Here is a 12,085-nt window from a genome sequence, read left to right on the forward strand (position 1 = left end):
TGCCGGGTCTGGAGCCGATAACGCGATCATAGTCTGGCATGGCGTCCCTTTTTGCCAAGAGTGCAGCGTTCACTGTCCGAAAGGATAGTCGGTTCTGCTGTCATCCGGTCTTTTGTGGGTAATGTGCGCGAACTTTAGTCCTGAGCATTCAGGAAATGGGGCAGGGTCCATGGCACAAAACAAGGGACGAAGGCCAATTGCATCGTTGACTACATTGGGTGGTTTTACAAGGCTTCGACTGCTGCATCAGTTGATAGGCGCCAGAGCTGCGGAGCCATCTCAGCCGCAACGCAAAACCTGTAGCAGCTGGCGAAGCCTGCGTTCGGCTGCGTAGCAGTCGTGAAATCAGGCAGTGCGGTGTTTCAGTTAAACCTCGTACACAGGTTTTACGGCTGCTGCGCAGCCGAACGCAGCCTCGCAAGCTCGACAGCTGCTACGGAGGGTGTCGTTCCTTGACTGATTGGCATTACGGCACACCCACGCCTTTACAAAGCGCTGTTGTACAAATCCGTCACCAGCATGCAACCGGGCGCATGGGTGATGCACAGTGGCGGGCGTGAGGCTTGCACCACCGATTGAGGCGTCACACCGCACGCCCAGAACACCGGTATTTCGTCAGCTTCAATGGGGACGGCGTCGCCATAGTCCGGGGTGTCGAGCGCGTGGATGCCGATCAGCGACGGATCACCGATGTGCACGGGCGCGCCGTGGACGTTAGGCATGCGTGCGGTGATTTGAATGGCCTGGATGGCGTCAGCCGCTTTCATCGGCCGCATGCTCACCACCAGCTTGCCACCGAGGCGAGCGGTGGGGCGCGTGTCGATGTCGGTCTGGTACATGGCGACATTGCGCCCCAGATCGATGTGCTTGAGGGGGATGCCGGCATCCAGCAGCGGTTGTTCGAAGGAGAACGAGCAGCCGATGGCGAACGCCACCAGGTCATCCTGCCAAAGGTGCTCGATATCCAGCGGTTCTTCGCTCAGTTCGCCATGGCGATAGACCCTGTATCGGGGCACGTCGTGGCGAACATCAATGGCTGTCCCGAGATTGCGGAAGTACGGATCGCCCGGTTCGGTAATGTCAAGCAACGGGCAGGCTTGACGGTTGAGGGTGCAATACCTGAGGAACTCATTGGCCCAGTCACTGTGCAGAATCACGATATTGGCTTGCACCCGGCCTTGGCCCAGGCCGCTGGTGTGACCCTGATAGTGCCCGGCGGCGATGCTTTGGCGCAGGGCGAGAGGGGTGCTGCGCTGCAGTTGTTCGAAGGACAGGGCGGGTTGATTCATCATGGCTTCTCGGCAGGTTCGTTGAGCCTTTTTAGAAAACCGCGGTGATGCCGTCCAACAAGGAATGTTGTTGCCCCCAGACAACTAAAAGTTATTCAAGGGGGGGACGGCTGTCGAGGCCCGGCGCCGCCACCATGAGTAACGGACCGACATCCGCAGCGTATTGGCAGACCACCTGGCGGCTCATCTCGACGATGTTCTCGATCAGTTCCAGCCCGACCCCGGCGCGCCACGAGGCCACGACATCCAGTTGCGGCAAGCGACTGCCGGGATCCAGCTGGATCAGCTCGCCGCTGGCCAGCGGTTTGGCCACCAGTGCCGCCGGTAAGGCGCCGATACCGAAGCCGTCACGAATCAGCCGGGTCATGGCCGACACCGAGTTGACGCAACTGACGCGCGGTGCGCCGATGCCATGGGCGTGCAACAGGTTGAGTACATCCTGATGCGGTCGTGAGTGTTTGACGAAGGTGATGATGCGCTCGCCGGCCATCTCGGTGAGCGAGGCGTAAGGACGGGCATAGATCGAGTTGCTGGCGGCGATCCAGTGCATGGGGTAGTGCGCCAGTTCGAGGTTGCGCACGCTTTCGTGGCGGATCAGGTCCGTCTGGAAAACGATGTCCAGATAGCCCTTTTGCAATTGCTCGCAGAGATTGCGCGCGGCGTCGGCAGTGATCTCGATTTCCACGGCAGGGAAGGTCTGCATCAAGGTCGACATCAGCGGGCTGAGCCAGGTGTGAATCACCGTATCCATCACACCGATGCGCACCAATCCCTGTTGCGGACTGGTGTTGTCCAACGAGTGTTTCAGCGCACGCTGAACCTCGAGCATCTGCTCGGCGTAGTCGAGCACCTTGAGGCCTTCGGGCGTCAGCGACACCCCGCGTGAATCGCGCACGAACAATCGCAGACCCAATTCGTCTTCCAGCGCGGCGATCCGGCTGGAGATCGCGGCCTGAGTGCTGAACATTTTCTCGGCGGTCAGGCTGAAGCTTTGCAGGCGGGCGACCCAGACGAAGGTTTCGAGGAATTTGAGGTTCATGGCGGTTCCCTTGGCGCTTGTGGCTCTTGTAATGAAGGGGCGGGTTGCAATTGTTACTCCAGAGTCCGCCATTGCGGGCATCAAATTTTCTTATGCATAACCTCGCCTTTTTCCCGTTTGACGCCGTTCTGCCCCGGCACGAAGAATCCGCCCCACGACGCAGGTCACTGCGTCCGCCCCCCACGACAACGCCTTCACAAAAAAACAATGAGGCGTGTCCGTCATCTTCGCTTGCTGCCGCAGGAACCTCTTCCATGGGAAAAATCATGTCTGTCCACGCGCCTTCAAAAGCGGCTCGCACCCGCCCATTCAACGGGTGCGCCCCGGTTGGCACATTGCTCGGCCTGAGTCTGCTCTGTGCACCGACCGCTCAGGCGGATTTCGTCGCGGACAGTAAAGGCAGCCTGGAAGCGCGCAACTTCTACTTCAATCGCGATTTTCGCCAGGACGGTTCGCGCGACAAGGCCGAGGAATGGACGCAGGGTTTTCTGTTGCGGATGGAGTCGGGTTACACCGCAGGCACATTGGGTTTCGGCCTGGATGTTTTGGGCATGGCCGGTTTCAAGCTGGACTCCGGTGGCGGGACGGCGGGGACTAATCTGTTGCCACCGGATTTGTCCGGCGGCTCACAGGATCGCTATGGCGAGTTAGGCCTGACAGCGAAAATGCGCGTGTCCAACAGCACCCTGAAATTCGGGACGTTGCAGATCAAGGACCCGGTGGTGAATTCCAACGACACCCGCCTGTTGCCGAGCACGTTCAAGGGCGGCCTGGTGAATGTGCAGGAAATCGATCGTTTGAAGCTCACGGCCGGTCAACTCACGCAGATCAACTTTGTCGACTCCACTGACTATCAGGACATGACCGCCAACCGCATCGGCGGCCAAAGCGACAAGTTTCAGTTTGCCGGGGCGGACTATCAGTTCCTGCCGAACCTGACCGCGCAATACCGTTATGGCCAGCTGGAAAACATCTACCAGCAAAATTACCTCGGGTTTGTGCACGCGCTGGACCTGGGCTCCGGCCAGTCACTCAAGAGCGACGTACGCTATGCGCGCAGTACCGAAGACGGCAATTTTCGTGATATCGACAACCAGGCCTTTGGTGCGCTGTTCACCTATAGCCTGGGGGGCCATGCGCTGGGTTTCGGCTATCAGCGCATGAGCGGCGACGATCCGTTTCCGTATATCGGGCGCAGCGATCCGTACCTGGTCAACTTCGTGCAGATCGGTGACTTCGCCAACATCGACGAACACTCCTGGCAGGCACGCTACGACTACAACTTTGCTGCACTCGGCGTGCCGGGATTGACCTTCATGACCCGCTACATCTCTGGCGACAATGTGCAACGCACTGCGCCGGGCGAAGGCAAGGAATGGGAGCGCAACACCGACATCGCTTACGTGGTGCAGGACGGTTCGTTGAAAGGGCTCGGCCTCAAATGGCGCAATGCATCAGTGCGCTCGAACTTCGGTAATGACCTGGATGAGAATCGCCTGATCGTCAGCTATACCCTGGCGCTGTGGTAGATGCATCGCGGACTTTATATTCGATCAAGGAATAAGCAAATCGATATTTATTCCTTTTAATATTATTCTGGGGCGTGCATTTTGAAGGCCTGCACATCCGTGCGGATGTATTCGACATCAGACAGGAAGCCTCATCATGACCATCAAAGCGATCAACGTCCGCAACCAGTTCAAGGGTGTCATCAAGGAAATTGTGACCGGCGAAGTGGTCTCCGAAATCGATGTGCAAACCGCCTCCGGCATCGTCACCTCGGTGATCACCACCCGTTCAGTGCGCGATCTTGAACTGAAAGTGGGGAGCGAGGTGATTGCCTTCGTCAAATCCACCGAAGTCTCGATCGCCAAGCTCTGAAATGGCCAGGATTTGAATCGCGGAGCCGCTCACATCAAGAAAAGGACAACCCCTGGCTGGCGCGAATCAAGTCATAGGCCTTGCGGGCAATCAAATTCGCGGTGTTGGGCCTGATCCACAGGTAGTAGGTCACGTCCGGCATTCGCGGCAATCCGTCATTTTCACCCAGCACGCGCATGTCTGGACCGAGCATTTCCATGCTTCGGGGGGTGACACCCAAACCAGCACGCGTCGCTGCCTTGATGCCAATCAGATTCGACGCCAGGTACGCCTGGCGCCAACTGATATTGGCGCGTTCCAGTGCCTCCAGGGCATAGCGCCGGTAGATGCTCGGTTCATCCACGAGGATCAGTGGCAACGGCTCGCCGGGGTTGTGAATGTACTGCGCCGAGCAGATCCACCACACCGGCGAAGTGCGTAAGGCGAAGCCTTCCAGGCTCGGGTCCTGGCGGGTGGAGATCACCATGTCGACCTTGCCCCGGTGCAGATCGTCCATCAGAAACGGGCTGCGCCCGACATCGATCTCCAGACGCAAGCGCGGTGCCGAGCGGGCGATGTGGCTGAGGATCGGCGGCAGGATGGTGTCCGCGATGTCATGGGGCGAACCGATGCGCAACACGCCGCTCAAGCTGCTTTCACGCAGGGAGTTCAACGCCTCGTCGTTGAGCGACAGCATCTGCCGGGCATGACGCAGCAACTGCAAGCCGGGTTCGGTGAGTTGCTTTTGTCGTCCGCGCTTTTCGAACAGGCTCACCCCCACTTGTTGTTCCAGGCGTTGCATGTGTTGGGTGACCGACGATTGCGTGCGGGCCAGTTGCGCGCCGGCCTCGGCAAAACTGTGGTGATCAACCACGGCAATGAAGGTGCGCAGCAATTCGAGATCGAGGGTAGGTGAGGTCGGCATGGCCATTTCCGGGGCTGCTTTTATATCAAGGCTGAAAACATAAACATTACGATTATTTATGTGTTTTTGCTGGTTTTTTCTTTGGCTGATCTTTGGTGCCAGTAAATACGGGCTTTATTGGGGTGCGCTCTCGGTGAGAACACGAGAAGTTATAACGATATTAGATATTTGAATTTCCGTTACTTCAACGCGGTACCTAGGATGCCTCCACATCAGGTCGGGGGACGCCGATCAATCATCAGGGGAAGAACCATGTCGCAAAAGTGCTCAGCCGTTAAAAAATTGTTGCCTGTAATGCTGGGCGCCTTGATCTCGCTGGGTGCCAGCACCGGCGTCCGGGCTGATGCAACCCTGGACAAGATCGAGCAAAGGCATGTGCTGGTGGTCGGCGTATTGCTGTCCGGCGGCCCGTTTGGCGGGATTGATCCAGCGAGCCAAAAGCCGCGCGGTTTGAATGTCGATCTCGCCCAGGAGCTGGGACGGCAACTGAACGCCGAAGTGCAGTTGGTGCCGGTACTGCCCGCCAACCGCGTGCAGTTCTTGCAGCAGGGCAAAGTCGATTTGCTGATTGCCAACATGGAGTGGACCGCCGAACGCGGCGAGATCCTCGGGTTTGTACCGACGCCGTTCTACCGCGTGGGCGGAACCGCAGCGGTGCTGAAGGACAGCAAGATCACTCGTTGGGAAGACCTGAAAAACCAACCGGTCTGCACCTCCCAGGGCAGCAGTTACATCAAGCCGCTGACCGAGTTGGGCGTCGAGATCAAAGCCTTCAAGAGCTCTTCGGAATCGTTGCTGGCGTTGCGCGGCAACAACTGCGTCGCGGCGGTGCATGACGCCACGCTGATCAATCCGCTGCTCGCCGGCACCGCCGAATGGCAGGGCTATCGCGCGCTTACGCCGGAACTCAACCCCGCGCCGTCGGTGATCTGGACCCGTCCCGGAGAAAGCGATACCCAGGCCAGGCTCGATCCGATCGTCAAGGAACTGCACCGCAGCGGCTGGTTGATTGAGGCCCAGACCCGCAACCACATCACGCCCGCGTCGCCCGCTCTGGTGGAACTGCAGAAACAGTTCCAGGCCAACGGCGCCTGACCCCCGGTTCTCCACCTCATCGTTTTCAACAGACCGTCCTTTTGCCGGGCGGTCGTTCAAGGTAGTCGTGCATGAACCGATATTTTTCCGCTAAAGCCCTGTGCTTCGCCTGGTGCGCTGCTTTGGGTGCGAACTTGGCCCAGGCCGATGCCACGCTGGACAAGATCGAGCAACGCCACGCCATCAGCGTCGGGGTGATTCTCAGTGGTCCGCCATTCGGCACCATCGACCCGAAGACCGGCGAACACCTGGGCTACAACGTCGAACTGGCCAAGGGCATCGCCAAGGCTTTGGGCGTCGAAGCGAAGACCGTTTCGGTGCTGGCGCCCAACCGCGTGCAGTTCCTGCAACAGGGCAAGGTCGACATTCTGATCGCCAATATGCAGTTCACCGAAGAGCGCGGCGAGATTCTCGACTACGTGCCCACGCCGTATGAAGAGGTTGGCGGCGCGGCGTTGATTCGCAAAGGCGCTGGCGTGACCCAGTGGGCCGATCTCAAGGGCAAGCCAGTGTGCGTGTCCCAGGGCAGCAACTTCATCAAGCCCTTGCAGGAAACCTACGGCGCCGAGATCAAGGCGTTCCGCAGCCAATCCGAATCGTTGTTGTCGCTGCGCGGCAATGGCTGCGTGGCGGCGGTGCATGTCAGTCCGACCATGCACGCGTTGTTGAGCGATGCCGAGTGGGCTGAGTATGAAATCCCGCTGCCGGGTGATTTGATCCCGTCGAACTCGGTGATCTGGCTGCGCAAAGGCGAGCACGATACCCAGGCAAAACTGGATGCGATCGTGTGTGACTGGCATCGCAGCGGCTGGCTGATCGAATTGGGCGAGCGCACCGGCATGACGCCGTCCAAGGCATTGCGTGATCTGCATGAGCAGTACCGCAACGCCGAGCCGCTGGCGGTGCAGCCATGAGTCAGACGTTGTTCGTGGCCTTGCAGCAATTGCTCGGCGCCAGCCATGTGCAGAGCAGCGAAGAGGCCGCGCCCTACCTGACTGACAAACAGGGCCGTTACGTCGGGCAGGTCATCGCCGCCGTGCATCCGGCGAACACCGAGGAAGTCGCGGCCGTGGTTCGCGCTTGCGTGGCCAGCGATACGCCGGTGGTGGTGCAGGGCGGCAACACCGGGCTGATGGGCGGCGCGACCCCGGATGACAGTGGTCGCGCGGTGTTGCTGTTGCTCGATCGGCTGAATCGTGTGCGGACGGTGGACACCGACAACGACACCCTGACCGTCGAAGCGGGCTGCATTCTGCAAACCGTCCAGGACGTTGCCCGTGATGCCGGCCGGTTGTTTCCCCTGAGTCTGGGCGCCGAAGGCAGTTGCACCATCGGTGGCAATCTGGGCACCAATGCTGGTGGCACCGCCGTGTTGCGCTATGGCAACACCCGCGAGCTGACCCTGGGTCTGGAAGTGGTCACCGCCGAGGGCGAAATCTGGAATGGCCTGCGCGGCTTGCGCAAGGACAACACCGGCTACGACTTGCGTGACCTGTATATCGGCAGCGAAGGCACGCTCGGCATCATCACCGCCGCGACCCTGAAACTCTTCCCGCTGCCCAAGGCGCAGGCGACGGCACTCCTGGCCTTCGACTCCCTGGCCCAGGCGGTGCAATTGCTGTCCCATGCCCGCGCCGGTTTCGGTGCCAGTCTCACGGCGTTCGAACTGCTCAGTGCCGACTGCCTCGCGCTGCTGCGTGAGCAGTTTGCGGACGGTCCGCGACCTTTTCTCGGCGCCAGGCAGCCTTGGTTTGCCCTGTTGGAACTGTCCGACAACCACAGCGAAGCCCATGCCCGCCAAGCCTTTGAAGAAGTGCTGGGGGAGGCCTTCGAGCGCGAGTTGCTGGCCGATGCGTTGATCGCCGAAAGCCTGGCACAGAGCGAAGCCCTGTGGCTGTTACGGGAGAACATGAGCGAGGCGCAGAAGCGCGCCGGTCGCAACATGAAGCACGACATTTCAGTGCCGATTTCCCAGGTCGTGGCGTTTGTCGCCCACACCGATGCGTTGTTGCAGGCGAGCTTTCCCGGTGTCCGTCACTTCACTTTCGGCCATTTGGGCGACGGTAACCTGCACTACAACGTTGCTCATCCGCTTGATTCGACGGTCGAGGCGCATATGGCTCACTACGCGGCGCTCAGCTTGCTGGTTCATGACAGCGCCCACGCCCACGGCGGTTCGATCAGCGCCGAGCACGGCATCGGCCAGCGCAAACGGGACATGCTCGGGCGTTACAAAAGTCCGGTGGAACTCGACCTGATGCGCCGCATCAAGCAGGCGCTGGACCCGAAAAACCTGCTCAATCCAGGTAAGGTCGTGGAGGTGGTTCCGTCATGACACTTCGCCTGTCCAAACGCGTTCAGCGCGTCTCGCTGTCGGCCAATGCCGCCGCGAAATCCCAAGCCACGGCGTTGCGTGATGCCGGTCGCGACATCCTCGACCTGACCACCGGCGAGCCGGATTTTGATACCCCCGAACACATCAAACAGGCGGCTTATGCCGCCATCGTCGCCGGTGCCACCAAGTACACCCCGACGCCGGGCGTAAAAGCTTTGCGCGTCGCGGTGCAACGCAAGCTCCAGCAGGAAAACCATCTGGACTATCCGTTGGAATCGATCGTGATTGCCAACGGGGCAAAGCAAATCATCTTCAATGCCTTCGCCGCGACCCTCGACGACGGCGATGAAGTGCTGGTGCCGACGCCGTACTGGCCGTCGTTCCCGGACAGCGTGCGCTTCAATGGTGGCGAGCCGGTGTTCATCGAGTGCGCGCTGGCGCAGGGCTGCAAGCTCACCGCAGAACAGCTGGAGCAACACATCGGCGAGCGGACTCGCTGGCTGATTCTCAACGGTCCCGGTAACCCCAGCGGCGCGGTGTACAGCGCGGCCGAATTGCAAGCCTTGGCCGAGGTGCTGCGTCGCCACTCGCAGGTGCTGATTCTGCTGGATGAACTCTACGAACATATTCGCTTTGACGGTCTGCCAGCGCAGAGCCTGCTCAACGTCGCGCCGGACTTGCAGTCGCGCTGCCTGCTGGTGGGCGGTGTGTCGAAGACGTATGCCATGACTGGCTGGCGCATCGGTTTCGGTGCCGGGCCGCAAGTGCTGACCAATGCCATGGCGGTCGTGCAATCGCAATCAACATCCGGCGCTTCTTCGGTGGGGCAAGCCGCCGCGTTGGCGGCCTTCGAGGGTGGCCTGGATTTCTTGCCGGAACAGGTGGCGGCCTATCAGCAACGCCGGGATTTACTGGTGAGCGCCTTTCGCACAGTGGACGGCCTTGAAGTGCTCGAACCTCAAGGCGGTTTTTTCGTGTTTATTCGCTGTGCCGGATTGCTGGGGCGTTATCGTCCTGACGGCGTATGCCTGAACAGCGACGCCGATGTCGTGGCGTATTTGCTGGAGCAGGGCGTGGCGGGTGTGGCGGGCAGCGCTTATGGCTTGTCGCCGTGGTTTCGCCTGTCCATCGCCACGGCGACCGAGAGCGTTGCTGAAGCCGGACGTCGCATCGCTCACGCCTTCGGGCAATTGCGGGGCGAACCATGAGTCATTGGCTGGAGTTTTTCGTCCACTGGACCGCCGGGTTGGGTCTGAACTACGGTTTTCTGCTGGACGCCTACCAGCGCGGAACCCTGGAGCAGGGCGCGCTGACCACGGTGCTGCTTTGCCTGTTCACCATTGTCGGCAGCCTGCTGGCGGGTGTCGCGTTGGCGGCCATGCTGACCTCTGGAAAATCCTGGCTGGCGAAACCGGCACGCGTATTTGTCGAGGTCACCCGCAACACGCCGACACTAGTGCAGCTGTATTGCGCCTTCCTGGTGCTGAACATGCTGCTGACTCAAGCCGTCGGCGCGGCCAACCCGCTGACGCCGTTCGCCTGGGTGGTGATCGTGATCTCGTTGCACAAGGGCGCGTTCCATGCCGAAGCCTTGCGCGCCGGCATCGAGGCGGTGCCGACCGTGACGCTGGAGGCGGCCAGTTCGCTGGCGTTCAGCAGCCGTCAGTTGCTGTGGAATGTACAACTGCCATTGGCCCTGCGCTTTGCCCTTCCGTCGCTGATCAACAACCTGATCGACCTGGTGAAAATGACGGCCGTGGCCTCGGCCATTGCCGTGGGGGACATCACCTACGCGGCGATCATGATCTGGACCCAAAGCGACAACGTGCTGGAGCTGATGATTCTGATCCTGAGCTTTTTCGGCCTGCTGAGTTTTATCGTCAATTGCGTGGGGCGCTACCTTGAAGCGCACCTGAGGATGCCCGGCTATGGCCATTGAAACGACCGTCAGCGCACCGCTGGCCTGGCCTCGGCGGCATGTCGGCAAGTTGATTTTGTTGGTTTGCGCCGTACTGTGGCTGGTGTATGTCGCCCCGGAAAGTCCGGTGTTCAAGGCCTTGCTGCAATGGTCGCCGGCACTGGCCGTGGGCTTTGGCCAGAACATTCTGATCAGCCTCGTCGCCATCGGCCTGGGGTCGTTGCTGGGGCTGTTGGTCGGCGCGTTGGCGCTGTCACCCCTGCGACTGCTGCGTTTGCCGGCACGGATCTGGGTGCAGATTTTTCGCAATGCGCCCTGGCTGGTGCTGATCTATTTCACTACCTACGTGTTCCCGTTCGAGATACGAATCGGCAGTGCTTATGTCTCGTTTCCGGACTGGGTCAAGGTCACCCTAGGCCTGGCGCTGCCGGCGAGTGCCAACGTCGCGGAAATCTTCCGTGGCGCCATTGCCTCGATCCCCAGCACCCAATGGGAAGCCGCACGTTCCCTGGCATTCACTCGTGGGCAGATTTTCCGTTCGATCATCCTGCCGCAGTGCTTCAAACGCATGTTGCCGCCGTGGATGAACCTGTATGCGGTGATCACCATGGGCACTGCGCTGGCGTCCCTGGTGGGTGTGCATGACGTGATCGACACCGCGCAAATCGCCAGCAACACCGTGAACATGACCGGTTTCACCGTGGTGATTTACCTGAGCCTGTTGGTGCTGTTCTTCGCCTATTGCTACCCGATTTCTCGACTCACCCAACGCCTGGAGCGACGTTATGCCTTTTACTGAAACCGTCGCCGAGCCCTTGGTCAGCCTGCGCGACCTGCACCTGTCGTTTGGCAATAACCCGGTGCTCAAAGGCATCGACCTCGACGTGCACCGTGGTCAGGCCGTGTCGATCATCGGCCCGTCCGGCTCCGGCAAATCAACCATCCTGCGTTGCATCACCGGCCTGTTGCAGCCCCAGCGCGGCAGCATCCGTGTCGGCGCGACCGAGGTTCACACCCTGGCCCAGGAAGCGCAGCGCATCGAGTTGCGCAAGCGTGTGGGTTTTGTGTTCCAGCAATACAACCTGTTCCCGCATTTGTCGGTGTTGGAGAACCTGGTGATTGCCCCGCGCAAGGTGCTGGGGCGTAACCGGATCGACGCCGAGAAAGACGCCCGCGCCTTGTTGGCCAAGGTGCGTATGGAACACAAGGCCGATGCCTATCCGGGCCAGCTCTCGGGCGGTCAGCAGCAACGGGTGGCGATTGCCCGCGCCCTGGCGATGCGTCCCGAACTGATTCTGTTTGATGAGGTGACCTCCGCCCTCGATCCGGAAACCGTCGGCGAGGTGCTGACGGTGATTCGCGAGCTGACCGAAGAGGGCATGACCTGCGTGCTGGTCACCCACGAAATGCGTTTCGCCGAAGAAATCAGCGACATCGTCTACTTCACCGAGAACGGCGTGATCGTCGAGCACGGCAGCGCCGCCCAGATCTTTCAGCACCCCACCAGCGAGCGCACCCAGGAGTTTTTGCGTCACGCCCTGGGTGATCCGGGACGCCGGCCGCCCATCGCCAATGATCCGTACCTGTTGACCAACCTGAGCCGCTACAGCCTGTCCGTCTAATA

12 protein-coding genes are annotated in these 12,085 nt (G+C 60.4%); 9 read left to right on the top strand and 3 right to left on the bottom strand.

Annotated features, from left to right (window positions below; translation table 11 throughout):
* Positions 1 to 485: 485 nt before the first annotated feature.
* Together QF010_RS01780 and QF010_RS01785 are read right to left on the bottom strand one after the other, a co-directional pair.
* Positions 486 to 1,289, bottom strand: coding sequence for a putative hydro-lyase (locus tag QF010_RS01780; RefSeq protein ID WP_429532433.1), 804 nt, complete (start codon positions 1,287 to 1,289; stop codon positions 486 to 488).
* Between the two features lie 91 nt (positions 1,290 to 1,380).
* Positions 1,381 to 2,328 (bottom strand): LysR family transcriptional regulator, encoded by a 948-nt coding sequence (locus tag QF010_RS01785; protein ID WP_429532434.1) that lies wholly within the window; start codon positions 2,326 to 2,328, stop codon positions 1,381 to 1,383.
* A gap of 266 nt (positions 2,329 to 2,594) precedes the next feature.
* On the opposite strand from QF010_RS01785, the gene QF010_RS01790 reads away from it, so the two are divergent.
* Both QF010_RS01790 and QF010_RS01795 read left to right on the top strand, forming a co-directional pair.
* Positions 2,595 to 3,857, top strand: coding sequence for an OprD family porin (locus QF010_RS01790; RefSeq protein WP_429532435.1), 1,263 nt, complete (start codon positions 2,595 to 2,597; stop codon positions 3,855 to 3,857).
* Positions 3,858 to 3,993: 136 nt separating this feature from the next.
* A complete protein-coding gene (locus tag QF010_RS01795) occupies positions 3,994 to 4,209 on the top strand; it encodes a TOBE domain-containing protein (protein ID WP_008145745.1) in 216 nt (71 codons plus the stop codon).
* 34 nt (positions 4,210 to 4,243) lie between these two features.
* Here QF010_RS01795 and QF010_RS01800 read toward each other — a convergent pair whose 3' ends face one another.
* Entirely contained in the window at positions 4,244 to 5,113 is an 870-nt protein-coding gene (locus tag QF010_RS01800; RefSeq protein ID WP_033062119.1) for a LysR substrate-binding domain-containing protein, read from the bottom strand.
* A 252-nt stretch (positions 5,114 to 5,365) separates the two neighbouring features.
* Between QF010_RS01800 and QF010_RS01805 the strand changes: the two genes are divergently transcribed.
* From QF010_RS01805 to QF010_RS01835, 7 genes are all read left to right on the top strand, one after another.
* Complete coding sequence (locus QF010_RS01805) at positions 5,366 to 6,208, top strand: transporter substrate-binding domain-containing protein (protein ID WP_033062120.1); 843 nt, start codon at positions 5,366 to 5,368, stop codon at positions 6,206 to 6,208.
* A gap of 71 nt (positions 6,209 to 6,279) precedes the next feature.
* The gene (locus QF010_RS01810) at positions 6,280 to 7,122 is read left to right on the top strand and encodes a transporter substrate-binding domain-containing protein (protein ID WP_429532436.1); all 843 of its coding nucleotides are present in this window, start codon (positions 6,280 to 6,282) and stop codon (positions 7,120 to 7,122) included.
* Complete coding sequence (locus QF010_RS01815) at positions 7,119 to 8,543, top strand: FAD-binding oxidoreductase (protein ID WP_033062122.1); 1,425 nt, start codon at positions 7,119 to 7,121, stop codon at positions 8,541 to 8,543. The genes QF010_RS01810 and QF010_RS01815 overlap by 4 nt, the downstream gene beginning before the upstream one ends.
* Positions 8,540 to 9,751: an aminotransferase class I/II-fold pyridoxal phosphate-dependent enzyme gene (locus QF010_RS01820; protein WP_429532437.1), complete on the top strand. Its 1,212-nt coding sequence runs from the start codon at positions 8,540 to 8,542 to the stop codon at positions 9,749 to 9,751. Before QF010_RS01815 ends, QF010_RS01820 begins: the two co-directional genes overlap by 4 nt.
* Positions 9,748 to 10,482 carry an amino acid ABC transporter permease gene (locus tag QF010_RS01825; RefSeq protein ID WP_033062125.1) on the top strand — a complete coding sequence of 245 codons (735 nt, stop codon included), beginning with the start codon at positions 9,748 to 9,750 and terminating at the stop codon, positions 10,480 to 10,482. Before QF010_RS01820 ends, QF010_RS01825 begins: the two co-directional genes overlap by 4 nt.
* Complete coding sequence (locus tag QF010_RS01830; protein ID WP_033062126.1) at positions 10,472 to 11,260, top strand: amino acid ABC transporter permease; 789 nt, start codon at positions 10,472 to 10,474, stop codon at positions 11,258 to 11,260. Before QF010_RS01825 ends, QF010_RS01830 begins: the two co-directional genes overlap by 11 nt.
* Entirely contained in the window at positions 11,247 to 12,083 is an 837-nt protein-coding gene (locus QF010_RS01835; RefSeq protein WP_429509667.1) for an amino acid ABC transporter ATP-binding protein, read from the top strand. Before QF010_RS01830 ends, QF010_RS01835 begins: the two co-directional genes overlap by 14 nt.
* Positions 12,084 to 12,085: the final 2 nt, after the last annotated feature.

The sequence above is a fragment of the Pseudomonas silensiensis genome (assembly GCF_050434865.1).
In the GTDB taxonomy this organism is placed as follows: domain Bacteria; phylum Pseudomonadota; class Gammaproteobacteria; order Pseudomonadales; family Pseudomonadaceae; genus Aquipseudomonas; species Aquipseudomonas fluorescens_W.